The following is an 18,829-nucleotide window of genomic DNA, read 5'->3' on the forward strand; positions in this document are numbered from 1 at the left end:
TTTCTCCAAAAGAGTGCCTACGGAGATTCGCACTCCGACACCGAACTCGGCAAGTTCGTATGCAACTATTACATCATAGGCACAAAGTACCCCGTAGAAGAATCGAACTTCTCCTTTCAGTTTCGAAGACTGACGTGCGTCCATCACACTCACAGGGCATAAGTGAGTCGGTGCGGAATCGAACCGCTCTTCAAGCTTCGGAGGCTTGCGTGCTATCCATCACACCCACCTACTCGAATATCATTTAGTATTTTTTCACCAGCAAACCGCATATCCTCAACTGTAATAAGCGGATTGCCATGACTGTCTTTCTGTGTTATATGGCCAACGGCCAATTTGTATAGCTCGTCATCAATCATATGCATATAATCCATGCCAAGCTGCATCGCTTCACAATCAATTACCCATTCATATTGTTGAATAGGCAGTTGAACAGGTGGTGGTATTACCTTCTTTTTAAACCATCCCATAATTTACCTTTCAAGTAGTATCCCCTGTAGGTAACGCTCCTACTCCTCCAGCTTCGTAGGCTGACGTGCGATCTTTCACACTCAGGGGACGATTTTTGACCTCACCTTTGTCCAATATCCTCGTGGCGGCTTTGATATCCCATACCACTTACACCATTTATCCACTGCCTTGTCGCTGACTCCCAACTCCTTCGCTATTACTGTTGTAGGTCTCTGCCACACCCATAACAGCAATTCGTCTTTCGTGGGTCGTTTGACTTTGCGGATACTTTCTATTGGATAATATTTGTTTTTCTCTCTTTTCGGCTTCACGCTGTCAGCTTTTATTATCTTGAATTTTGCGGCACGAAATGACCTGATACCAGTAGGCTCAACCTGTATTACTCCAATAGTGTATTTCTCTGTGCTTTCGAACTGCTCAACAAATTCTTTTAATTCCTTTATTATATTTTTGGGAGCAGAACGTAATTCGTCCCAAGAGACCCTAAAAATTTTCCACCCTTCCGCCGAAGCTTTAGCATCTCTTTTTTTATCTTTCTCTACAGTGTTCTTATCAGTATGATGCCGCCCATCAATCTCGATATCTATTTTAAATTCTACAATCGCAAAATCAAATACATATTGATAGAATTGCAATTTTTCAAGAACAATGAATTGAGAAAAATAACTACTTTCATTTAAGGCGTTTAAAAAAAACTGTTCTGGATACGTTCTATTGTCTTTGTTTAAATTTACCGACAGCCAGCCGGGATGCTTACCCTCTGCATGTACCCTTTTCATTGATGCTGATATTTTTGAGGAAGCCGATTTCATTGCAGCAGTTGATGACCTACTTTTCAAACAGCCCTGCTTTACTGCCCTCCGAATTAGTCCATTGTACGTCACGCCGAAAACCTTTGCCACATCTGGCCAACTATTCCCCGCATCGTAACATCGCTGCATTAATTCCCAATTATACTGTTTTTTCATTCGAACCTCCTATATTATATAGTAAGGTTCGAATGAATTTTTATTTCAAAAGTTAGTGGAGGTTGCGGGCTCTGCCCCCGCCACCTTTTGGCTGCCAGCCAAACGCTCTCCTGAATGAGCTAAACCCCCATATGGAGCCGGGTGGGCGTGGTTACTCGCCACGGAGTTTCCCATTCCCGGCACATATAAAACAGAGCGGCGGAAGAGGCTCGAACTCTCGACCATCAGATTGGAAATCTGAGACTCTGCCAACTGAGTTACCGCCGCAAAAGTACCATTACCAGGGCTTGAACCTGTACTTCTGGCTCCAATTGCAAATGCTTATGCCAGCGTGCTACCACGGCTACGATTCCATGTTATTACTAAGTTTGATGATTCTATTATATATTATTTTTTGGACCTGTCCAGCCTTTCTGCTGGCTCACGTTTTTTATAGCTTTTGCAATTGTTATCCAAAAACTTTCAAATAGCATTTTCTCCCACTTCACAACACTACTTTCCTTTGCCTTTACACCATAATGGCAGTACCCCGTGCGGGATTCGAACCCGCAGTTTTCAGCTTGAAGGGCTGACGACATAACCCTTAGTCCAACGGGGCATGTATCTCGGTTCCTAAAGTGCTTTCTTGACCAATGTGCCTAATCAATGGATATTGGGAAATAAATATTTTAGTTTGTGTCTCAAACAAATATTTACCTAATAACAAGTCATATAAAATAGGAGTCTCTTTAAATCCGTTTAATATAGTGCTGACTATTTCTTTTATCGGTAGAGTTTTAGGATAATACCGTGCTTGAGTGCCCGCTAAACAAAGCAATGCTTTATTGTCTATGATTGTTTGCACTGGCTCTCTCACCAAACCAAAATCTATCTGTAATGGCCCCCGCACCATTGCTCCTGATTGGAAACCACCGAGAGGACACCAATGCTCACCAATAGATAAAACATACTTTGAATAAACTCTCTCCACATAAGCAACAAATCTCTTTAAGTCTCTTCTCCAATCATCCCTCAACTCCACATCATCCTCTAATATCAATGTATTCTTGCCTTCTGCCAGCATTAAACATCGACAATAGTTTCGCAAAGCACGCTCTTTGGCGTCACCATCATTGGTTGTTTTAAGCACTTTGGTGAAATTATACTCAGGAAGATAATCTTCCAAAGAATCCATAACCAAAAAAATTGGCAAATCATCTGCCTTTATGGCTCTTAAAGTTTGATGAATATATGCCCTATTTGGACAAGTGCTTATAATAATTTGTTCTAACATGTGAATTTTCTGTGCTTTTCAATCTCTCGATCAAAACTTCGCAACAATCTTTTGTTTTCTTCATCAAAACGATGTCGATCTTTTTCTTCTTCTGGCATCGCCTCCCATGCTGCTAAACCAGGGTCAATAAAATTGGCAACATCATCCGATTTTAACTTTCTAAATTGCTCACGATCCTCTTCAGGAGCATTCAATACCACTTGCCCCGGTCCTGGTTTTCGATTCCAACAAGTGGGAACCCAAAAATATCTTGTAAGATATTCTCCAAGTTTTTCAAGCGACCGCATACTCATGCTTTTTCTCCCTAACAGGTTTCCCCATTACAGCCACCAATCCTTGCAAACTGGATTCTGCTTTAATTCTCAGCATTTCCAGTCGTCGCTTTCGTTCCATATACCCAAAAGACTCCAGCGGCAAACTGCCCGATTGCTTTTGCTGTTGCTTCAAATAAATAATTTTTGTTTCTTCTCTGCTCCGATCATTGTTGCACTTGGAACAAGCTAAAACCCGGCGTGGCTCACCAGAAAACATAAGCCTTCGAGGATGCAATCTACTATACAGATGATCGATGGTGGCAGCATCACTGGGCATCGGTCCACCACGGGGCAATTCTACCAATCGCATAAGTTTGCCACACCAAAAACAATGAGGATTAGCAGCAAACATTTTTCGTCGCTGTCTGCGTAATCGTTCTCCACTCATGTTATCAATTTCAGGGCAAATCCTGCTCCTATAATAAATGCCAAAATAATAATAGCCCACATCAAACAACCAGGAACCAAACTGCTGTCCCCAAGGGTTCCGCCTATGTGCTCCACTATAATTATTAAAGTAACCACACCAGCAGTTAAAAGAATGAATCCTAGAATAACATACAGCAAAGTCACAGAAATCATTTCACTTCTCCAGCTTTCGTACCATCCTGAAAAACAGAATCCTCATCCCCAACCTGAGCGTGCTCGATTTCAACTGTGATTTTTATTTTTGCATGCTTGCCAGGGGCTGCAAGCGGCAAACTGTGTCCAAATAACCACAATCTCCCCGCTATCTCATCGTGTGCTATTTGCTGGCATCTTGGGCACACACAACGCATAAAAGGCAATAGCCATTCCGTCGAAGTGTGATAAGTTGTTTTCTCGTCAATGTTCATCTGGTTTCTTGCGATCCTTTATGGAATCAAATGGCTTAAATGCATGAATTTTAGTGCCACTCCAAACCAATTGATAAACTAGAGTAATTCCCAAAATCAACCCACAACCCACAAGTATATACAATACTGTGCTGATGTACTTCAATGCCTCAGAAAATGCCTGTTGGGACTCATTCATTTTCCTTTGAAAGCTCCTCTGCAATTTGTTTTGACAAATCCTGTCCATCGGGCATAAACGCCTCAATGTCTGCCTTTTCTTCAGGAGTCAGCATGTGCAATGGTCGAGGTTTTGTTGCTCTTATCCAAGCATCCAGTTGATTCCTTAAATCTATTGCCTGATCTGGGAGCAATCTTACATAATCATATCCCTTGGGTGCATCGTCTGCTACGTTCTTCAAATCTTCCTCGCTCATCCCAGCCGTCCAGCCCCACTGCAATTCGGCATATTTGCTGTCATAATTGTCGCCAGGGTTTTCCTTGGGCACTAACGTAACGTTCCAAAAAACTTCCTGCGAATCAATTTCAACACCTGCCGCATACATTTTTTCATCCATCATTAGCTCCCTGTATTCAAAACGTTGCCATCGCCATAACCATACTTTCTGCCCTGCAACCGCCACTCGGCATTAAGCTCTGATGTGTCAAGATTCGATGTCCCACACTCAGGACAATACATATCGTGATAAGGATTCATGCTCGCCTTGCATTTTTCAGGCGGTCCCTCCCACTCGCATCTTCCACATTTAATTATTGCCATTTTAATTTCCTTTCAGTCGAGGCGGCAAGAATCGAACTTGCTTCCTCCGTCCCCTGGGAGTAAATCCCCGATAGTCGGCGTGCAACCATTGCACCTCACCCCGATTTCCGATACTCAATATTATAACAACTTTTTCTTATGGGTTGATAACTCCAAACATCACAAATTTTAGGAGCCCCCAAACAAGCACATTGGTATATGTCTCCGTTCGGCTTGATAAAAATGCCACTATCACAGGTTGGAGGAAACAATATTTTGCCTGTTGTTAATTTTCGTCCCCTTCCTATGGGATAAACAACCTTCACAGTCGCTATTTCAATCCTGCCCCTCATTGCTGCTTTTCTATAAGCCTTGCGAACAGTACGACTTATGGGTTCATGATAATCATCCAATGATAACCGCACATATTCTATTTTTCTTGTTTTGGCTAATTCTAAAAGTCGCAATGCTTGGTCAGTGCGTTTGCCATTCGTGGTAATCCAAACCCTACACTTATGCTGCATTGCAAATTCTAAAAAATAATCAAACTCTGGATGTATCGTCGGTTCCCCGCCACCAATGCAAAGCTCGTTATCATTACGCACAGCCAATTGCACGGCTTGCTCAAATATCGGAGCCCGCATATCCTCACCATCAGGTCCACAAGAAAAACAACAATGCCGACAAAGCATATTACAACGTGTTGTTATCTGTGCATACATTATGTTGCTACAAATTTTTCTTGATACACCCGCATGATGGTTTCATAAACCAATTTGTTGCACATCGGATAAAACTTGTAATCCGCTTCAAATCGAGGCTGCATAATTGATGCAATTGCTTTTCCTACTGCGGCTGAACGAGACATTCCCGCATAACAATGTGCCATCAATAAATTCGTTTTATCCCAATTCTCACAAACAAAATCAAGTATTTTTTCTGCGTGTTCCTCTTTGAACACGTTGCCAGCCTTTTGAGGGAATGCGGCTGCCCATGCTGCCCCTGGTATAGCATCCAAATCCTCAAAAGTCAATTGCAATAAAGCAATTCTATTGTTTGTGTCGATTGTCGGCAATTCACCAGCAGTTGAAGCAATGCTAATGCAGCACCAGGGCTCTTCATATTTGAATTCCGCAGCCGATGAACGTGGTAAAACTAAAACTTTACCTATTAAAGGTCTTTCAAGGATCGTTTTCATTTGTCGTATAAAAGAAGTAATTTAATACCTCTGCCAAGAGTCCGAATTGTGTTATCAACTCATACTGTTGTCCAGCACAATCAAGACTCTCAGCACCGTTATGACCCCGCCGAGGTAGCGGGCAGAAGTAGGCATGGGGAGAATCGAACTCCCGTTTCCACCTTGTGACGATGGCACTAAACCACTCAGTTACACGCCTTCAAAATCTATTTCTTCATTGACAATTACTTTTCTAAGACGATCCGCCATTTCAAAAAAAATAGCCTTTTCATTTTCTTTCATGGTTTTGTTGCCCATGTCATTTAACATATCACGAATGTGATTAATTTCTAAAACTGATTCGAATTTCATGATTTTTACCCAAAATGTAGTAGGACGTAGAGGAATCGAACCTCTATCGGAGGCTTAGAAGGCCACTGTTCTATCCGTTGAACTAACGTCCCAAAAGCCAACGAATTGAATTCATGCCTAGTTGCCGTAGCATTCGTTGGCCAAGGTCTTGTGACAATATTCCGTAATCATCCAAGACAGACAACATTCCTTTTATTTCATGCGTCTTGCCACTTCGGCAATCGTGTTGTGTGTTTTTATTTTTTCTAACTCACGCATCTTTCTGCTGTTGGAAAATTCATCCCATTCGTCTCCCAACTCCTCAGCCGAACTTACTTCCACGCCAGCAATACACTGGAATCGCTGTGTTTCTTCAATCCATTGTTGCTTGTTTGGATTCATGATTCAATATTTTTCTAATGCCATGCTTTTTGTTGAGACCTGCAATTTCCTCTCTTGTCGCTGTATCTGCAAAATGATCGTAAACACAGCGTCCTACCCAGGTGCATCCCTTACGGGTGCAAACCTGAAACATGGTGCCGCCACCAATGTCATCAAAACCCACTTTGTGACCTAAAATTTTGCAAAGTGCAGTCATTTAACTTCCTTTGTTTTAAGCTCCGAAGGGAGGATTCGAACCTCCATACCGATTGAACGGATTACACGATGTTAACAGCATCGCCGCCTGCCAATTGGCGTACCTCGGAATATTATCGTATCACTTTCGCTTCTAACAATTTTGTCTGCCGTGGCAGTTGCATCGGCTGCCTTGGCAGCAATCCAGATACTTGTTGCGTCACTGTAATTGATTGTCGCAACACCGCAGCTTGCATAATGGTCGGAGAAACTACATCCTCAACAAATTGCTCTTCATTAGAATTTAATTCTCCTCGCAAAAGAGCCTCAGCTACAGCTAGTGCTGTCCCGTATTTGTTCAACAGGTCTCTTCCACCAATTCTCATAGAAACATCCTTATAACAAATACAATTGAATTTGTAAAGAGAGGGGGAAGTGAGAATCGAACTCACTACCTTCGGCTTAACAGGCCGACGCATATACCTAATCAGCTTTTCCCCCGATTATCATAACACCTTTTAAGCAAGTGTTCTGGAACTTCTGTAACGCCATTGCCAACTTCGGCATGGCAATTAGCACACACCAAAACGCATTTATTTGCTTCCGACAACATAACTTCCCAACTTTTGCACAAACCTTGCTGCGAAAGTGAAAACTTTTTATCACAAACATGATGAAACTCTAATGAGCCCTGATATTTGTTGTAACCACAAAGCTCACACCTTCCCCCAAAGTGAGCGACCAATTTTTCTTTTCTTTTTACACGGCTCTTGGTCACAGCTTCCGATCTGCATTTTTTACATCGATATCCCTTGCAATCTCTCACAAACTCCACCGCACCGTGTTTTTTGCATATTGATGGAACGAACTTGGCAGTTGCATCTATCGTTTCATATTCCAAGTTCTTTGTGTTGTGTCTGCCAAACGGAGAACAAGATAAACAAAACTTACGACGCTGCAAATTTCTTGCTTTTCCATCGACTATTGCTTCGAGCGGAAACTCCTCACCACACTTTTTACATTTTCTCATATATAACCTCCATGCTATATATGAGTAATAAACCAAATGTTTAACAAAAAATATTAAACATTTAGTAGAGCCACCAGTGGGAATCGAACCCACGTATCCACTTTACCGAAGTGGCACTCTACCATTGAGTTACAGCGGCAGACCCGGCCATTATGTTCGTCACCAAAATATGGGAGCGGAACACCGGGTACTTAGCGGTGCCAACGAGTGTCGATCTCGTACTTCCTGCTCGACGGGCAGGTGTGCAGGGCCGCTACACTATGACACCGAATCATCCAAATTCTGAAATGCATAAAGCAATACAAAAAGTTTCAACTTTTGCACTTCATCAAATTCTTTGTAAGGGATTGCACATCCTTGCTCTTTCATCAACTCCTTTAGTCCTTCAACATCTTCTTCTGGAATTGTGAAATCGCCAAACACATCCTCAAGCTTCATTCCAACCATCGACATAATGTTGCTGAACGATGGCGGTTCTTCTCGCAATTTCTTTGCGATAACTTGCAAAAGCTTGTCGTCATCAATGGCATCTATTTTTGTTTTGACGGTGTGAGCAAACTTGTTTTGGACTGCTTTTTTTCCGCCAAAATATTTGAATACATCAACCATGATTTATACCTTTGGTAGCGGTATTACAGATGGGTGCTCGTCGTCTATCTCATCCATAATGTCTGGAAATATAATTCGTAACAACAAATTCGCAAACAATATTGTCACCAAAGCCCATGCCATGATTTTCCTTCAACTGCCATTCTAAATCAACTTCATGCTTTTTTCAATAGCAAGTTCTCGTGATGATCCAATTAATTCGTAAAGCTGATCTGGCAAGGGGTCGCCCGATTCGGCTTTATTATGGCAACCCTCACAAAGACTAATGCCATTTTCCGCCACATAGCCACCATTCGGCATCGCATCCCTGTCAGTGATGTGATGTGCATCCAACTTGGCTCTTGGAATGTCTAAACCTTCAAATTCGCCAGTTTGACTACATTTCCCAGGTTGGCCACAGACCCTACATGCATATCGATCTCTTTTGAACACAGCTTTACGAAAAACTGATCTTACCGTTTGTTTTTTATGCATGATTTTCTCCAAAAGCGAGCGTGACGGGGGTCGAACCCGCTACCCCTTGATCGACAGTCAAGGATGCAAAACCGTTACACCTCACGCCCAAAATTTGTCATCTCATAAGCGGAATTCTGTTTACAACCATCATTTATCTCACATTGCTGTGGTCTTTCGACTGCCTCTACCCGACTTCTCAGGGTCACTCACGCCCTCAGTCTGTTTGAGTTGCATCCTCGGTAGTTCGGACGAACAAAGTTCTCCTACCTTAAAAGTGATGATGTTCCGACTTTCCTCTACGGATTGCTCCGCAGCGATGGTTCGGATGACAAATGTATATTAGAGAAAATACGATTTAGAGCCACCAGAGGGAATCGAACCCACGACAGGCTGATTACAAATCAGCTACTCTACCAACTGAGTTACGGTGGCAAAGAGCGTCCAGGGAGAATCGAACTCCCAGCTTGACCTTGGAAGGGTCAGGTATTACCACTATACGATGGACGCAAAAGTGGACCGTAGGAGAGTCGAACTCCTGTCTTCGCCGTGCAAGGGCGACGTAATCCCGTTATACCAACGGCCCATTTCTTTTCCATCCAGAATAATCTCTGGAAGGCTCGCAAAAATGACCCTCTTCATCATAAGGCCATTCTTTATAATAAATCCAATCCTTTAAGCACTCCTCCCTGATGAATTTGTAGGCAAAAGGTCGAACACGCACCAATTGATCGTAATGTGCTTTGCTCTCAGACCCTGTTCTAATATCCTTGATTAAAACAAGTTGCTTCTCATGCTCATGTCCAATTACTTTCCAATATGGACCGTGCAACAAAAAAGCATCCATATCCTGAAACATAAACATTTCACCAGTTATCAAATCCTTTGCCTTGACGTGGTATCCTCCCCACCCTGGCTCGTCGCATCGCTTATCACTCATTTTTTCTCCTCAGACGCCCATACTAAACAACTTTCTTCCAGCCATTCTCGGCTAAAATATTTTCTATTTTTGCAAACTTTCCTTCTTCGTCACATTCAACGTCGAAAGACACTTCAGATAATTTACCATCACACGGAGAATAAATAAGCAAATCAGCATTACGAAGACACCAATCCTCCCCAGCCACATCAGGATGCATGCCAGGAAAAACAATGCCATCGCCAGTGTGCGGAATTATTTCTAATTCCAACTCTTTACTGTAAACTGCATTCTGTGATCCCCAAATAACAACATTGCAATCAATTCTCATAATTTTCTCCTCAGTGGTCGCAGCAGGGATCGAACCTGCGAGCCTCTCGCACGTCAAGCGAGCGTTCTCCCAACTGAACTATGCGACCAAAGTCAAGGCGGCGAGAATCGAACTCGCAATTTCAAGTCCCCCAGACTTGCGGGATAAACCATTTCCCTACGCCCTGTTATTTTCTAACTGCCCAATGGTAATGTATTTTACGATGGCAGTTAGCACACAGCACTTTACACTTTGCTATTTCTTTTTTTAAATTGGGCAATCCCCAATCACAAACAGCCCTTGTAATATTGATTTCTTTTTCCCCATCGTGATGAAAATCCAAACAACACTCTTCTTTTTCTCCGCACTCTTCACAACAATGCGTTCTTCTATATTCGCTAACAAACGCTCTGTTTCTCTGCCTTTTTACATTACTTGTTGTGGGTGGACAATCATTGCGATGAATTTTTCTATGACAATTTGCACAAACCACTTCACATTTAGCAATCTCTTTTTTCAATCTTTCTAAACCAAAGCCCTGAATAGCCGTTGCCACAGAAGTGTCTTTATCTCCAAGATGATGAAGTTGCAAACAAGCAACACACGACTCTCCGCAAGTACAAGCATGTGCTTCTTTGTATTGCTCCACATACAGTTTGTTTGCTTGTTTTCTGTTTTTATTTCGATCTCTAAAAATTGCTTTATTTTTCTGAAAATGTTTTCTTTGAAACTCTTTTTGATCTTCTTTATTTTTATACATTTGAACCTCACTATATTATATAGTAAGATTCAACTCATTTTAGGTGACTAAATTTATATTTTGTAGAAAAAAGTCGGGGTGGTCGGCTTCGCTCCGACGTTCTTGTGCTCCCGAAGCACATGGGATACTGGACTTCCCCACACCCCGAAGTCAGGGTAGTCGGCTTCGCTCCGACGATCTCTTGCTCCCAAAGCAAGCGTGATACTAGGCTTCACTATACCCTGCAAACAGTCGGTCAGACAAGAATCGAACTTGTTACCCGAGTTCCCAAAACTCGTATGTCGCCATTACACCACAGACCGAAACTAAATCAACGCTTCCATAAAATAATCTTTTTCTTCTGCCACTTTCACAGCGGCAATTTTTATCACATAGCAATGCCAAGTCCAAGTGGCCCCACCCCGATCCAGATCAACAGCATAACCAGTTTTCGTGACTTTGATTATTACACCATTACCTGCTCGTATAGGGCACAACACTTTAACTCGATCACCGACTGCCAGCAATTTCTTCATATCAATTAACTTTGCCAAAGAGGCATCCAGCCAACAATTTCATCATTTTTTATTTTAACAAATCCATTCATATGATTCAAGGTTTCCCCATTATCCCAGAATCTGACTTCCATTCCTTCGGAATTTTTCATAAAATCAGCAGCATCTTTATCAATTGCATCATTTAAACCCTGGTCAATATCGATGCCATCTTTTTCCAAGTCGGCTTTGATAAATGCTGCCACATCTTCTATTTTTTGCTTTAGATGTTCTTTTCTCAACCAATTATATTTCATACAAACGCTTCCATAAAATAATCAATTTCTTTTTCGACCGAAACCAATTCCAACTCATTTTCCCTAAAGCCTAACGACCAGAATTTGTTATGCGAATCTTCTATTCTCACGAAAACAAGTGGCAAAGCAACCCCTATAACAACGCCTTGCTGTCCCAGCCACACAAGATTGTTTGGAAATCTCGATGGATATTTAACAACAACCCTGTCATCGATTTCAAATTTCATATAAGTGCTTCCATAAAATAATCAATTTCTTCGGCAACCGATGCTAATTCATTTTCTGCAAACTGTAAAGAACATGTTCCACTAAAACTTGTTAAATCTGGCAAGACTGTTACGAATTTTAATGAAACCAAATAATAAACTGTCGTTTTTGTGGGCAACCCTACAACAACGCCTATAGTGGTTGTCCAAATACTATTTCCAATGACTTTAACTTTATCACCGATTTTGAATTTCATATCAGTGCTTCCATAAAATAATCTTTTTTATCTTCAGCTAAAACCAACTCACTTTCTGCAAGTGTTAGTAATGTTTTGGAGCCATCTATTTGCACCAAAAACACAAGCACAGGATTGGTTATAAAGTCGAGCACGACACCTGTCTCATTTTTCCACTCTGACGACGACGTAACGACTTTAACTCGATCACCTATTTTGAATTTCATAAATTTATTATAGCATAAGACGAAAAAAAACGAGAGGTGTCCTCCCAATTAGACGACCAGCGGCTTTCGCAACCAAGTGGGACTCGAACCCACATTTCCTCTCTGCTTTCTTAAAAGTACCCCGTATGGGATTCGAACCCATGATTTTCACCTTGAGAGGGTGACGACATAAACCGTTAGTCCAACGGGGCATGAGTAGCCGCAGGGTGAATCGAACACCCGTTTCCACCGTGTAAGGATGGCACTAAATACCACTCAGTTATGCGGCCATAAATAATATAGTAGCCCGTGACGGTTTCGATCCGTCTTCCGCTGCCTGAAAAACAGCTATCCTAGCCAGTAGACGAACGGGCCATAACTAAAGTACCCTGTACGGGATTCGAACCCGTAATTTTCAGCTTGAAGGGCTGACGACATAACCGTTAGTCCAACAGGGCAGAAATGCATGGGATGATTCTTTCACTCTTCTAAGGAACGAAGCCGTAGCCGAATCTAATCAGGTGGCCATCTCCCTTTTGATTCTACACCTACTTTATTTCGGAGCAAGCCCCCTAAAAAAGTGAAAGAATCACCCCATGCATGTTACATGCATTTGGAAATTTAACCGAATTGTCAAAGATCGGAGGGTTTACGACTACTTGCTTACCAAGCGTATTCGTCGTCCTACACCCACAGGTTTTACTTGAGGACTCTATCGAGCCACCAAGCGAAGTCTTTCAACTCTGGATCGTTGTAAAGTTCGTGTTTGAAAAGAAGTTTTCGTTTGATGTCTTCTCTCCACATTTTAACCACTACATCCATCCAGTGTTTTCCGACCACGTATCCATTTATTTTGTTATCAAAAAGGTTGATTTTCATATTGCCTATACCTCGGGTTTCCCAGAGGTAAGCTTCCATCGCCGCCTCATCCGAAAAATCAAAATGTTCTTCGGAGAAGTAGCGGTAGATCGGCTTGAACTTCAACCAATTTTCACTGATGCCAAACGCATTTTATTTCCCCTTTGTCAATAAAAAAACCCGGACTCAAGTTTCCTTGATCCGGGTTTTGATTTTCTTCCGGCTCAAGGTTTTGCCCCTGAGCCTTGTCTAGCTCAGGGTCAAATGGCGGTATTATCTTCGACTTCTGGACGTACCGCCACTGTGGGTATTGTTGTACCCTCAGGTGCCGGTCGTCTTGTTGTTCCGAAGAAATTACTCATCATTTGACCCTTAAAATAGCGAAACTTGGATGGGTTGGTTGTCTTAGGCGGTTGGGTAAAACCCAAACCCTCGACCAATGCTCCAAATCTCACTACCTCCTTTATATAGTACGTTCGAGAAAAAATCAAGCCCAAATTCCGAAAAATTTTTTTCTAAGTCCGACGACCCGGAATCGAACCGGCTATTACCCGAATGTTGCAACACCCAAAGTAACTTGAGCATCAAGCCATTTCGCACCCAAAATCTACCCATATGTCTCGAATTTGGATACGTGCCTGTCATCGGTCATCATTATACTTCAGATTTCGCCGTTGTAAACCAAAAAAAATGGCAGGTTGGGCTTGAGTACCAACTACGAACTTTGAACACCAATTTTTCGTTATTTCCCCAACGTATCAAGTGCCGTGTCTTCGTTGGGTCGGTGCCAGGGTCTAATCGCTTTGTCCTTTCCCTTGCGGGGAAGGCACGAAGTAGTCACCTACACTCACCGGGCACTACCGGATAGCTCGTGTCACCCAGTAGGCTTTCGCCTACCCTCATTGCGAAGCGTGTCCATCCACGCCGCTGCCATACACCGAGGTGTATCTGACAATGCCATTATACTTCAGTGCCTGGATTTGTAAAGTCCGAATCCAGCCATTTGCAACATTCGTCAAAACCCTCAATGTGGAGGGATTGCTCTTCCTCTGTCAGTTCAACCTCTGGCGGTATTTTGACGGGCATTGGTCCAAAAAACGTATCTCGGAAAATGCCGGAAGAATTGATTTCATAGACAGCCCAAGCACCACCATAACCATCAGAGGTTATCTTGAGAATCCATTCTTTTAATTTCATGATTTAATGTCCTAAAAGAAGCGTGGGGGGTAGGCATCGAACCTACGTCTTTGGTTCCGCAAACCACTGTCTTTACGCATCAATATCCTTGCATCTTCTTTCCGACCAGCTTTCGTCGGATGTCCAAAACAACAATATCAATGCGTCCTGCCGTAGTATGTACACTTAGGCGGCAGCCAACTAAACGACTCCCACATAATCAGTTGAAAGTTGCTGAGTCTACAAGTTTGGCAAGGACGCTCATTACGAATTGCTTGCTCATGCCCTCGGAGTCACAATGTGGTTTTCCATCTTTGAGATAAAAAACCACTTCTCCAAAGCCTGCCGAGACGGTGGCCCAATGTATCCCAAAGCTGCTTTCCAATTCAACTTTAGTTACATTCCAATCAGGCTCTTTGCCAGTATTGATGGCATCCAACATGGAATCAAGAGCACTAGGGTCTTTTGCCTCAACTTTACCTTCCCGGCAAAGTCTGGCGATGTTTTGTCTTTCTTCTTCGCTAGCTTCTTGGGGCGACGGGCCAAAATATGTGTCTACCGTCTCTCTGAGAAATTGTTCGGTGGCTTCTGTGCCAATCAATTTCTCCAATTCACGCAATTCCTCAATAGGCTCTTCCTCAATAGGTTCATCACCCATGATCTTTCCTTCCATATTCATTTAGTGTTCTGCGTCCCCGTGCTCGTTCTTCATAGTGGTCAAAACACATAGCCAGTGGTTGTTTGTCTTTATTCCACCACAACAACACATCAGCAGCTTTGCCGCAGATAACGGGTTCAGATTTGGGTCCATTAGAAAAATCAACGACAAACATACAGACATGTTCCTCTTTTGGAGGGACTGAAGTAACCCAATCTGGGTCTCCCGGCACCCGTTTGCGGTATCTGCGTTGTTTCATACAGGCATTATACTTCAGAAAAGCCCGTTGTAAACCCGTTAAATCTATGCCCCTACCCCCTAAATACAGTATGGCAGAAGTTAAACCTATTTTTGGCAGTGAAATCAAATACAGCAATGCCAATAACCAATTATCAAGATTACAGAATCTATTAAATCAAACAGTCAATATCACTCCTGTTTTGCCTCCAGTGAGCGGCATTATGGCATTAACAATAATTGAAAAATCAAACAATAAACTATCCCAATTACAAAGTCAATTAGATCACATACATAATATTGCCCAAAATGGGGCAACCAATGTCTGAATAAGTGGAGAAACATGGCCGACTACACAGCAACTGGAAAAATAACCATTAAAGGTTGTGCTCTTCCAATTAAAGTCACCGAATATTATACATTTCCTTTTGGAATAGGGTCTGTACTCTATGTTATTGCCAAGGCACGAAAAGGCGTTTTAGAAAAAGTGGTAATAAAAAAAGTAAACCTTACAGGCTTTGATGGCAAAGCCCCGGTCTACAATTATGTGGATACCACAAACCGAGTATGGTTTGAAAGAGAACTAACATGGCAATCCACAGCAATTGAACTTGCCACGAATTTTATAGAAACAGAGATCGCACAATATCAATGCGATGAGAATGTAGTAGTGTCCTACTCTTGATATTCCGGCAGCGGGCGAGCAACATAAGGAATGTCATAAAGCATCTGCAAACTCGCTGCTCCGTACAAGCTACCGTGTCCCAAAAGATTGACACAGAAGGAGCTACAGTCTGACGGAACAATAGCCTGAATTTCATTCACTTCTTGCAAAGCTCCACAAGGAACAATTTGTGTTGTTGTAGGAGCACCTTTCACATAAGTGTGGCCATGAAGCATGAAGTTGATGCGGGGAAACAATTTGTAAAGAGCCAGTTGAATTGGCGTGTCCACAGAGGGCTTATCTGTGCCGTAATAAGCGACATATCCCTCTGCTTTCTCAACGGCAACAAATCCGTCTCTATCAATCCCTCGCTTATCAATATTTCTTTTAGATACAAAAATTATTTGCTTGTGTCGAAAAGATGGAAATCCATTCAAGCAACGAAATGATACATTGCCCAAAAATCTTTCCGTTTCGGCGGCAACAAGCTCATGAAATCTCTGAGCGTGTCTACGCACCATATCAAAAAATTCTGTTTGCCACTCTGTTTCTGGGAACGGGATGGCTTCGCCAATCCGCATACTGGGCTGTCTTGTAAAGCCTCGTAGCACACTAAGACGTTTGAACAATGCCGATGCCAACACAGCAATGGAGGGAGTTTGTTTAAGAAAGCAATTGCCGAGAGGGTCTAAAACAGCGGCAGAAACAAAACCATTGTTCTTTTGAAGCTCTATCAACAAATTACTTTTTGTTTGCAGGGCTCTAGAAACCAGATGCAAAGGGCCATACTTACTGGCATCGTTTCGCTTGGATGTCACCAACATGCAAGTTGGATGATTCTTTTTGATTTCCCTAACCAATTTGGGTTTGTCATTAGGAACATCGGCAAGCCAAAAAATGGTATCAAAATCCCTGAATACAATTCTTTCCAAATCTTCGAACTTGCCACCATTGTAGAATTGATACTCTAAAACACTCCCTTGTCGCAAACACTCATCGACAAACTTCCTGCCATAGGAAGATGGCCGTCCACCCGAATCGTCATAGGTGCCTACAACAAAAAGTGTTTTCATCAGAATTCATCAATTATGTCATCAACATCCTTGCCGTATTCATCTGCCACTGCCTGGGCTCGATTGAGGAATTTTTCCATTTTTGCGTGGAGTGCATCGGCGGCTTTTTTGACTTCTTTGTTATCACGCAAAATATCTGCTGCGTCTGGCATATCGTTTACATTGATATCCAGTTCGATATCCTCTTCAAAATCGCCCGAGTGACCATTACAATCAATTTGTACCTCAAGCTCTGTGGGGTAAGTAATTGTAAGATATTCCGTATCTTGCGTGTCACTCCACAATTCACGCAACTCATCCATTACATTTTCAGGAATTTCCCTCTCTTCTTCACCCGTCGTCAGCACAATCCCACCATCCTCTTCTTCACAGTGGCATCGATGATCTTTGGGGGTTCCCAATAGTTTTTGACCAGCATCGATAATGGATTGCAATTGATCTTTGGGCAATCCCTTCAATAACGCAAGCAGTGTGTCGTCCATCTTTATCTCCTAGTATGACCAACGGCGACCATAGCCACCATTACCTGTCGGGTTATTCTCATCAAATTGATTAAATATTGACCAAGTTGAGCAACCAGCCGTAATCAAAAGCGTAACAATGTATGTGGTCCAAATTGACCACATGGGTGGATCAACTGTCAAATAGCTAAAATCTTTGAAATGCTTTCTGGCAAATTGTTTGCAGGATTCGTTGCTCATATACACGGCTGCATCCATCAAATCCAGCTTCTTCTGCCCCAGTATGTGTTGCCGCACATCGATTTTGAGCCGTTCACTTTCCGTCCATGAAAAAACATAGCACCATTTGATTTCTTGCTTCGCATTAGTGCCAATGCAAACTACCAATTCATTTTTATTGCCCCCCATCCACAACGACTCTTGATCGATGGCGGTTTGCAAAGATTTGTCATTGTAAACTAAAATCCACATTCGAATTTGTTTCTCTTGTCCCAATTCAGCATTACGGGTGCAAAGAAAACGATTTGCGGGATCGCTCTCGGACACCCCCAAAATGCTGGGCACATTAGTTTCATCTTCTAGGCTGGGATAATCAAATAAGTCTGTTTTATCTTCTATCTTGGGGAATTTGAAAACAGAGTGCGAGGCTTGCACACGATTTTCATATTGATGGGAAGTTGTCAACACAATCATTGTGTCTCTTTTTTGATCCCAATTCGTCCAATTGATTCCACCATCGCCACGGGAAGTTTGATTGACATGAATCACATTTTGATGATGCTTATTGTGCCACAGCTTTGTTAACTGATGGTAATAATCACGGCTGATGCTTCGGGTAAGTCCGTTGTTGTCAACCATCCAAAACTCATCAGGGTGGTGGACAATGCGGTGTTCCCAATGAGCGGGAACATCCACAACATAACGACTCGTTTGATTCTTGCCACTTCCGCTATATTCAGTATGCCCTTGTTCGGGGATATATTCGTCCCACTCCTCTGTCCATCGCTCTTGGAATTTGGCTTGCGTAACATAGCCAGTCCAATATTCCGTATCGGCAGTAAGACAGGTTTCCACACCACATTTCATCAAAGCGATGAAGATGAGGCATACCCCCACTGGAATAAGCAATTCCCACCATACAATTAGGTGTTTAAACCCGAAGTACAGGAAAGGGGCAGCCAGAATGGGGATTATCAGGGCAAACCAAATTATCATTTTCACCTCCACAACATTATACTTCAGGAATGGAGGTTGTAAACTCAATCGTGGTGGTCATCAGGCCCCTTACACGAGCTTTCCGATGATATTTCCATACTGATGTCTACAAGCATCCCAGCATCTTCGCAGGCTTTTAATACTGCCTGGGAGAAATTGCCCAAAGCAATTACCAAAAATGCTGGTAAATTTCCGTTTGAAACCACGTCCTTATTTTTGGCAAATTGACGCACAGATATCGATAATTCTGTTGCTTCCTTCATTTT

At 42.5% G+C, this 18,829-nt stretch carries 35 protein-coding genes, 22 tRNA genes and 1 pseudogene; 2 read left to right on the plus strand and 56 right to left on the minus strand.

The features are described 5' to 3' along the window. Positions 1 to 87: 87 nt before the first annotated feature. From M0R80_00800 to M0R80_01055, 52 genes and pseudogenes are all read right to left on the minus strand, one after another. A tRNA-Arg gene (locus M0R80_00800) sits at positions 88 to 158 on the minus strand. A gap of 5 nt (positions 159 to 163) precedes the next feature. Then, a tRNA-Arg gene (locus M0R80_00805) sits at positions 164 to 235 on the minus strand. Continuing rightward, positions 213 to 470, minus strand: coding sequence for a hypothetical protein (locus tag M0R80_00810; protein MCK9458196.1), 258 nt, complete (start codon positions 468 to 470; stop codon positions 213 to 215). The genes M0R80_00805 and M0R80_00810 overlap by 23 nt, the downstream gene beginning before the upstream one ends. Before the next feature lie 81 nt (positions 471 to 551). Then, positions 552 to 1,439 carry an endonuclease domain-containing protein gene (locus M0R80_00815; GenBank protein MCK9458197.1) on the minus strand — a complete coding sequence of 296 codons (888 nt, stop codon included), beginning with the start codon at positions 1,437 to 1,439 and terminating at the stop codon, positions 552 to 554. 56 nt (positions 1,440 to 1,495) lie between these two features. After that, positions 1,496 to 1,568, minus strand: a tRNA-Ala gene (locus tag M0R80_00820). A 65-nt stretch (positions 1,569 to 1,633) separates the two neighbouring features. Next, positions 1,634 to 1,706: transfer RNA gene (locus tag M0R80_00825), tRNA-Gly, on the minus strand. 258 nt (positions 1,707 to 1,964) lie between these two features. Continuing rightward, positions 1,965 to 2,037 (minus strand) — tRNA-Glu (locus M0R80_00830). Next, positions 2,023 to 2,712: a hypothetical protein gene (locus M0R80_00835; GenBank protein ID MCK9458198.1), complete on the minus strand. Its 690-nt coding sequence runs from the start codon at positions 2,710 to 2,712 to the stop codon at positions 2,023 to 2,025. Before M0R80_00835 ends, M0R80_00830 begins: the two co-directional genes overlap by 15 nt. After that, positions 2,706 to 3,005 (minus strand): hypothetical protein, encoded by a 300-nt coding sequence (locus M0R80_00840; protein ID MCK9458199.1) that lies wholly within the window; start codon positions 3,003 to 3,005, stop codon positions 2,706 to 2,708. The genes M0R80_00835 and M0R80_00840 overlap by 7 nt, the downstream gene beginning before the upstream one ends. Next, positions 2,986 to 3,414, minus strand: coding sequence for a hypothetical protein (locus M0R80_00845; GenBank protein MCK9458200.1), 429 nt, complete (start codon positions 3,412 to 3,414; stop codon positions 2,986 to 2,988). Before M0R80_00845 ends, M0R80_00840 begins: the two co-directional genes overlap by 20 nt. Then, complete coding sequence (locus tag M0R80_00850) at positions 3,411 to 3,608, minus strand: hypothetical protein (GenBank protein ID MCK9458201.1); 198 nt, start codon at positions 3,606 to 3,608, stop codon at positions 3,411 to 3,413. The genes M0R80_00845 and M0R80_00850 overlap by 4 nt, the downstream gene beginning before the upstream one ends. After that, positions 3,605 to 3,862, minus strand: coding sequence for a hypothetical protein (locus M0R80_00855; GenBank protein MCK9458202.1), 258 nt, complete (start codon positions 3,860 to 3,862; stop codon positions 3,605 to 3,607). The genes M0R80_00850 and M0R80_00855 overlap by 4 nt, the downstream gene beginning before the upstream one ends. 170 nt (positions 3,863 to 4,032) lie before the next feature. After that, on the minus strand, positions 4,033 to 4,419 hold the full coding sequence (locus tag M0R80_00860; protein ID MCK9458203.1) for a hypothetical protein: 387 nt from the start codon (positions 4,417 to 4,419) through the stop codon (positions 4,033 to 4,035). A 216-nt stretch (positions 4,420 to 4,635) separates the two neighbouring features. Next, positions 4,636 to 4,722 (minus strand): annotated as a pseudogene (locus tag M0R80_00865). After that, on the minus strand, positions 4,715 to 5,290 hold the full coding sequence (locus M0R80_00870; GenBank protein MCK9458204.1) for a radical SAM protein: 576 nt from the start codon (positions 5,288 to 5,290) through the stop codon (positions 4,715 to 4,717). Before M0R80_00870 ends, M0R80_00865 begins: the two are co-directional and overlap by 8 nt. 29 nt (positions 5,291 to 5,319) lie before the next feature. Further along, a complete protein-coding gene (locus M0R80_00875; protein ID MCK9458205.1) occupies positions 5,320 to 5,796 on the minus strand; it encodes a hypothetical protein in 477 nt (158 codons plus the stop codon). 128 nt (positions 5,797 to 5,924) lie between these two features. Further along, positions 5,925 to 5,995: transfer RNA gene (locus tag M0R80_00880), tRNA-Val, on the minus strand. Further along, the gene (locus M0R80_00885) at positions 5,986 to 6,147 is read right to left on the minus strand and encodes a hypothetical protein (GenBank protein ID MCK9458206.1); all 162 of its coding nucleotides are present in this window, start codon (positions 6,145 to 6,147) and stop codon (positions 5,986 to 5,988) included. The genes M0R80_00880 and M0R80_00885 overlap by 10 nt, the downstream gene beginning before the upstream one ends. A gap of 20 nt (positions 6,148 to 6,167) precedes the next feature. Beyond that, positions 6,168 to 6,239, minus strand: a tRNA-Arg gene (locus tag M0R80_00890). Positions 6,240 to 6,339: 100 nt separating this feature from the next. Beyond that, entirely contained in the window at positions 6,340 to 6,528 is a 189-nt protein-coding gene (locus tag M0R80_00895) for a hypothetical protein (GenBank protein MCK9458207.1), read from the minus strand. Beyond that, a complete protein-coding gene (locus M0R80_00900; GenBank protein ID MCK9458208.1) occupies positions 6,500 to 6,724 on the minus strand; it encodes a hypothetical protein in 225 nt (74 codons plus the stop codon). Before M0R80_00900 ends, M0R80_00895 begins: the two co-directional genes overlap by 29 nt. 20 nt (positions 6,725 to 6,744) lie before the next feature. Continuing rightward, positions 6,745 to 6,833 (minus strand) — tRNA-Asn (locus M0R80_00905). A gap of 3 nt (positions 6,834 to 6,836) precedes the next feature. Continuing rightward, the gene (locus M0R80_00910; GenBank protein ID MCK9458209.1) at positions 6,837 to 7,088 is read right to left on the minus strand and encodes a hypothetical protein; all 252 of its coding nucleotides are present in this window, start codon (positions 7,086 to 7,088) and stop codon (positions 6,837 to 6,839) included. A gap of 41 nt (positions 7,089 to 7,129) precedes the next feature. Beyond that, positions 7,130 to 7,203, minus strand: a tRNA-Asn gene (locus M0R80_00915). Next, on the minus strand, positions 7,190 to 7,732 hold the full coding sequence (locus tag M0R80_00920; protein MCK9458210.1) for a hypothetical protein: 543 nt from the start codon (positions 7,730 to 7,732) through the stop codon (positions 7,190 to 7,192). The genes M0R80_00915 and M0R80_00920 overlap by 14 nt, the downstream gene beginning before the upstream one ends. Positions 7,733 to 7,800: 68 nt before the next feature. After that, a tRNA-Thr gene (locus tag M0R80_00925) sits at positions 7,801 to 7,871 on the minus strand. Between the two features lie 56 nt (positions 7,872 to 7,927). Next, positions 7,928 to 8,000: transfer RNA gene (locus tag M0R80_00930), tRNA-Asp, on the minus strand. Beyond that, positions 7,991 to 8,341: a hypothetical protein gene (locus tag M0R80_00935; protein ID MCK9458211.1), complete on the minus strand. Its 351-nt coding sequence runs from the start codon at positions 8,339 to 8,341 to the stop codon at positions 7,991 to 7,993. The genes M0R80_00930 and M0R80_00935 overlap by 10 nt, the downstream gene beginning before the upstream one ends. A gap of 144 nt (positions 8,342 to 8,485) precedes the next feature. Further along, complete coding sequence (locus tag M0R80_00940) at positions 8,486 to 8,815, minus strand: HNH endonuclease (GenBank protein MCK9458212.1); 330 nt, start codon at positions 8,813 to 8,815, stop codon at positions 8,486 to 8,488. Positions 8,816 to 8,830: 15 nt separating this feature from the next. After that, positions 8,831 to 8,904: transfer RNA gene (locus M0R80_00945), tRNA-Asp, on the minus strand. A gap of 252 nt (positions 8,905 to 9,156) precedes the next feature. Next, a tRNA-Thr gene (locus tag M0R80_00950) sits at positions 9,157 to 9,229 on the minus strand. A 4-nt stretch (positions 9,230 to 9,233) separates the two neighbouring features. Further along, positions 9,234 to 9,304 (minus strand) — tRNA-Gly (locus tag M0R80_00955). A 5-nt stretch (positions 9,305 to 9,309) separates the two neighbouring features. Beyond that, a tRNA-Ala gene (locus tag M0R80_00960) sits at positions 9,310 to 9,380 on the minus strand. Then, positions 9,366 to 9,734 carry a hypothetical protein gene (locus tag M0R80_00965; GenBank protein MCK9458213.1) on the minus strand — a complete coding sequence of 123 codons (369 nt, stop codon included), beginning with the start codon at positions 9,732 to 9,734 and terminating at the stop codon, positions 9,366 to 9,368. The genes M0R80_00960 and M0R80_00965 overlap by 15 nt, the downstream gene beginning before the upstream one ends. Before the next feature lie 22 nt (positions 9,735 to 9,756). Continuing rightward, positions 9,757 to 10,044 (minus strand): hypothetical protein, encoded by a 288-nt coding sequence (locus M0R80_00970; protein MCK9458214.1) that lies wholly within the window; start codon positions 10,042 to 10,044, stop codon positions 9,757 to 9,759. 14 nt (positions 10,045 to 10,058) lie between these two features. Continuing rightward, positions 10,059 to 10,132: transfer RNA gene (locus M0R80_00975), tRNA-Val, on the minus strand. 4 nt (positions 10,133 to 10,136) lie between these two features. Next, positions 10,137 to 10,210: transfer RNA gene (locus M0R80_00980), tRNA-Pro, on the minus strand. Then, on the minus strand, positions 10,211 to 10,783 hold the full coding sequence (locus M0R80_00985) for a hypothetical protein (GenBank protein ID MCK9458215.1): 573 nt from the start codon (positions 10,781 to 10,783) through the stop codon (positions 10,211 to 10,213). It abuts the tRNA gene before it with no gap. A 231-nt stretch (positions 10,784 to 11,014) separates the two neighbouring features. After that, a tRNA-Pro gene (locus M0R80_00990) sits at positions 11,015 to 11,085 on the minus strand. A 3-nt stretch (positions 11,086 to 11,088) separates the two neighbouring features. Then, positions 11,089 to 11,316 carry a hypothetical protein gene (locus M0R80_00995; protein MCK9458216.1) on the minus strand — a complete coding sequence of 76 codons (228 nt, stop codon included), beginning with the start codon at positions 11,314 to 11,316 and terminating at the stop codon, positions 11,089 to 11,091. Further along, on the minus strand, positions 11,304 to 11,573 hold the full coding sequence (locus tag M0R80_01000) for a hypothetical protein (protein MCK9458217.1): 270 nt from the start codon (positions 11,571 to 11,573) through the stop codon (positions 11,304 to 11,306). Before M0R80_01000 ends, M0R80_00995 begins: the two co-directional genes overlap by 13 nt. After that, positions 11,570 to 11,800: a hypothetical protein gene (locus M0R80_01005; protein MCK9458218.1), complete on the minus strand. Its 231-nt coding sequence runs from the start codon at positions 11,798 to 11,800 to the stop codon at positions 11,570 to 11,572. Before M0R80_01005 ends, M0R80_01000 begins: the two co-directional genes overlap by 4 nt. Next, positions 11,797 to 12,036 carry a hypothetical protein gene (locus M0R80_01010; protein MCK9458219.1) on the minus strand — a complete coding sequence of 80 codons (240 nt, stop codon included), beginning with the start codon at positions 12,034 to 12,036 and terminating at the stop codon, positions 11,797 to 11,799. The genes M0R80_01005 and M0R80_01010 overlap by 4 nt, the downstream gene beginning before the upstream one ends. Then, positions 12,033 to 12,242 (minus strand): hypothetical protein, encoded by a 210-nt coding sequence (locus tag M0R80_01015; protein MCK9458220.1) that lies wholly within the window; start codon positions 12,240 to 12,242, stop codon positions 12,033 to 12,035. Before M0R80_01015 ends, M0R80_01010 begins: the two co-directional genes overlap by 4 nt. A 117-nt stretch (positions 12,243 to 12,359) precedes the next feature. After that, positions 12,360 to 12,433: transfer RNA gene (locus M0R80_01020), tRNA-Glu, on the minus strand. A 5-nt stretch (positions 12,434 to 12,438) separates the two neighbouring features. After that, positions 12,439 to 12,511 (minus strand) — tRNA-Val (locus M0R80_01025). 95 nt (positions 12,512 to 12,606) lie between these two features. Further along, positions 12,607 to 12,679: transfer RNA gene (locus tag M0R80_01030), tRNA-Glu, on the minus strand. Positions 12,680 to 12,920: 241 nt separating this feature from the next. Continuing rightward, entirely contained in the window at positions 12,921 to 13,205 is a 285-nt protein-coding gene (locus tag M0R80_01035; GenBank protein ID MCK9458221.1) for a hypothetical protein, read from the minus strand. 834 nt (positions 13,206 to 14,039) lie between these two features. After that, on the minus strand, positions 14,040 to 14,276 hold the full coding sequence (locus M0R80_01040; GenBank protein ID MCK9458222.1) for a hypothetical protein: 237 nt from the start codon (positions 14,274 to 14,276) through the stop codon (positions 14,040 to 14,042). A gap of 21 nt (positions 14,277 to 14,297) precedes the next feature. Next, positions 14,298 to 14,471: transfer RNA gene (locus M0R80_01045), tRNA-Arg, on the minus strand. Positions 14,472 to 14,475: 4 nt separating this feature from the next. Then, positions 14,476 to 14,928, minus strand: a complete 453-nt coding sequence (locus tag M0R80_01050; protein MCK9458223.1) for a hypothetical protein — start codon at positions 14,926 to 14,928, stop codon at positions 14,476 to 14,478. Next, a complete protein-coding gene (locus M0R80_01055) occupies positions 14,906 to 15,172 on the minus strand; it encodes a hypothetical protein (protein MCK9458224.1) in 267 nt (88 codons plus the stop codon). Before M0R80_01055 ends, M0R80_01050 begins: the two co-directional genes overlap by 23 nt. Positions 15,173 to 15,242: 70 nt before the next feature. Between M0R80_01055 and M0R80_01060 the strand changes: the two genes are divergently transcribed. Continuing rightward, positions 15,243 to 15,479, plus strand: coding sequence for a hypothetical protein (locus M0R80_01060; GenBank protein MCK9458225.1), 237 nt, complete (start codon positions 15,243 to 15,245; stop codon positions 15,477 to 15,479). A 14-nt stretch (positions 15,480 to 15,493) separates the two neighbouring features. Continuing rightward, a complete protein-coding gene (locus tag M0R80_01065; protein MCK9458226.1) occupies positions 15,494 to 15,835 on the plus strand; it encodes a hypothetical protein in 342 nt (113 codons plus the stop codon). Here the strand turns inward: M0R80_01065 and M0R80_01070 are convergent. The 4 genes from M0R80_01070 to M0R80_01085 are packed head-to-tail and all read right to left on the minus strand — an operon-like array spanning position 15,826 to position 18,826. Then, positions 15,826 to 16,887 (minus strand): class II aldolase/adducin family protein, encoded by a 1,062-nt coding sequence (locus M0R80_01070; GenBank protein ID MCK9458227.1) that lies wholly within the window; start codon positions 16,885 to 16,887, stop codon positions 15,826 to 15,828. The two genes, M0R80_01065 and M0R80_01070, sit on opposite strands and share 10 nt — an antisense overlap. Then, positions 16,887 to 17,369, minus strand: coding sequence for a hypothetical protein (locus tag M0R80_01075; GenBank protein MCK9458228.1), 483 nt, complete (start codon positions 17,367 to 17,369; stop codon positions 16,887 to 16,889). The genes M0R80_01070 and M0R80_01075 overlap by 1 nt, the downstream gene beginning before the upstream one ends. A 9-nt stretch (positions 17,370 to 17,378) precedes the next feature. Beyond that, positions 17,379 to 18,569, minus strand: coding sequence for a hypothetical protein (locus tag M0R80_01080; GenBank protein MCK9458229.1), 1,191 nt, complete (start codon positions 18,567 to 18,569; stop codon positions 17,379 to 17,381). 38 nt (positions 18,570 to 18,607) lie between these two features. Then, positions 18,608 to 18,826 carry a hypothetical protein gene (locus M0R80_01085; protein MCK9458230.1) on the minus strand — a complete coding sequence of 73 codons (219 nt, stop codon included), beginning with the start codon at positions 18,824 to 18,826 and terminating at the stop codon, positions 18,608 to 18,610. Between the last annotated feature and the right edge of the window lie 3 nt (positions 18,827 to 18,829).

Source organism: Pseudomonadota bacterium, from assembly GCA_023229365.1.
Lineage (GTDB): Bacteria > Myxococcota_A > Polyangia > JAAYKL01 > JAAYKL01 > JALNZK01.

Excerpts from the sequence above, each read along its gene's own strand:
- M0R80_00855 (MCK9458202.1), bottom strand. The coding sequence starts at position 3,862 with ATGAACATTGACGAGAAAACAACTTATCACACTTCGACGGAATGGCTA.
- M0R80_01015 (MCK9458220.1), bottom strand. The coding sequence starts at position 12,242 with ATGAAATTCAAAATAGGTGATCGAGTTAAAGTCGTTACGTCGTCGTCA.
- M0R80_00920 (MCK9458210.1), bottom strand. The coding sequence starts at position 7,732 with ATGAGAAAATGTAAAAAGTGTGGTGAGGAGTTTCCGCTCGAAGCAATA.
- M0R80_00810 (MCK9458196.1), bottom strand. The coding sequence starts at position 470 with ATGGGATGGTTTAAAAAGAAGGTAATACCACCACCTGTTCAACTGCCT.
- M0R80_00985 (MCK9458215.1), bottom strand. The coding sequence starts at position 10,783 with ATGTATAAAAATAAAGAAGATCAAAAAGAGTTTCAAAGAAAACATTTT.
- M0R80_01085 (MCK9458230.1), bottom strand. The coding sequence starts at position 18,826 with ATGAAGGAAGCAACAGAATTATCGATATCTGTGCGTCAATTTGCCAAA.
- M0R80_00940 (MCK9458212.1), bottom strand. The coding sequence starts at position 8,815 with ATGCATAAAAAACAAACGGTAAGATCAGTTTTTCGTAAAGCTGTGTTC.
- M0R80_01070 (MCK9458227.1), bottom strand. The coding sequence starts at position 16,887 with ATGAAAACACTTTTTGTTGTAGGCACCTATGACGATTCGGGTGGACGG.
- M0R80_01065 (MCK9458226.1), top strand. The coding sequence starts at position 15,494 with ATGGCCGACTACACAGCAACTGGAAAAATAACCATTAAAGGTTGTGCT.
- M0R80_00815 (MCK9458197.1), bottom strand. The coding sequence starts at position 1,439 with ATGAAAAAACAGTATAATTGGGAATTAATGCAGCGATGTTACGATGCG.
- M0R80_01055 (MCK9458224.1), bottom strand. The coding sequence starts at position 15,172 with ATGAAACAACGCAGATACCGCAAACGGGTGCCGGGAGACCCAGATTGG.
- M0R80_01040 (MCK9458222.1), bottom strand. The coding sequence starts at position 14,276 with ATGAAATTAAAAGAATGGATTCTCAAGATAACCTCTGATGGTTATGGT.
- M0R80_00845 (MCK9458200.1), bottom strand. The coding sequence starts at position 3,414 with ATGAGTGGAGAACGATTACGCAGACAGCGACGAAAAATGTTTGCTGCT.
- M0R80_01060 (MCK9458225.1), top strand. The coding sequence starts at position 15,243 with ATGGCAGAAGTTAAACCTATTTTTGGCAGTGAAATCAAATACAGCAAT.
- M0R80_00875 (MCK9458205.1), bottom strand. The coding sequence starts at position 5,796 with ATGAAAACGATCCTTGAAAGACCTTTAATAGGTAAAGTTTTAGTTTTA.
- M0R80_00835 (MCK9458198.1), bottom strand. The coding sequence starts at position 2,712 with ATGTTAGAACAAATTATTATAAGCACTTGTCCAAATAGGGCATATATT.
- M0R80_01075 (MCK9458228.1), bottom strand. The coding sequence starts at position 17,369 with ATGGACGACACACTGCTTGCGTTATTGAAGGGATTGCCCAAAGATCAA.
- M0R80_00910 (MCK9458209.1), bottom strand. The coding sequence starts at position 7,088 with ATGAGAATTGGTGGAAGAGACCTGTTGAACAAATACGGGACAGCACTA.
- M0R80_01010 (MCK9458219.1), bottom strand. The coding sequence starts at position 12,036 with ATGAAATTCAAAATCGGTGATAAAGTTAAAGTCATTGGAAATAGTATT.
- M0R80_00900 (MCK9458208.1), bottom strand. The coding sequence starts at position 6,724 with ATGACTGCACTTTGCAAAATTTTAGGTCACAAAGTGGGTTTTGATGAC.
- M0R80_00965 (MCK9458213.1), bottom strand. The coding sequence starts at position 9,734 with ATGAGTGATAAGCGATGCGACGAGCCAGGGTGGGGAGGATACCACGTC.
- M0R80_00935 (MCK9458211.1), bottom strand. The coding sequence starts at position 8,341 with ATGGTTGATGTATTCAAATATTTTGGCGGAAAAAAAGCAGTCCAAAAC.
- M0R80_01000 (MCK9458217.1), bottom strand. The coding sequence starts at position 11,573 with ATGAAATATAATTGGTTGAGAAAAGAACATCTAAAGCAAAAAATAGAA.
- M0R80_00970 (MCK9458214.1), bottom strand. The coding sequence starts at position 10,044 with ATGAGAATTGATTGCAATGTTGTTATTTGGGGATCACAGAATGCAGTT.
- M0R80_00860 (MCK9458203.1), bottom strand. The coding sequence starts at position 4,419 with ATGATGGATGAAAAAATGTATGCGGCAGGTGTTGAAATTGATTCGCAG.
- M0R80_01005 (MCK9458218.1), bottom strand. The coding sequence starts at position 11,800 with ATGAAATTTGAAATCGATGACAGGGTTGTTGTTAAATATCCATCGAGA.
- M0R80_00850 (MCK9458201.1), bottom strand. The coding sequence starts at position 3,608 with ATGATTTCTGTGACTTTGCTGTATGTTATTCTAGGATTCATTCTTTTA.
- M0R80_01050 (MCK9458223.1), bottom strand. The coding sequence starts at position 14,928 with ATGGAAGGAAAGATCATGGGTGATGAACCTATTGAGGAAGAGCCTATT.
- M0R80_00885 (MCK9458206.1), bottom strand. The coding sequence starts at position 6,147 with ATGAAATTCGAATCAGTTTTAGAAATTAATCACATTCGTGATATGTTA.
- M0R80_00895 (MCK9458207.1), bottom strand. The coding sequence starts at position 6,528 with ATGAATCCAAACAAGCAACAATGGATTGAAGAAACACAGCGATTCCAG.
- M0R80_00840 (MCK9458199.1), bottom strand. The coding sequence starts at position 3,005 with ATGAGTATGCGGTCGCTTGAAAAACTTGGAGAATATCTTACAAGATAT.
- M0R80_00870 (MCK9458204.1), bottom strand. The coding sequence starts at position 5,290 with ATGCTTTGTCGGCATTGTTGTTTTTCTTGTGGACCTGATGGTGAGGAT.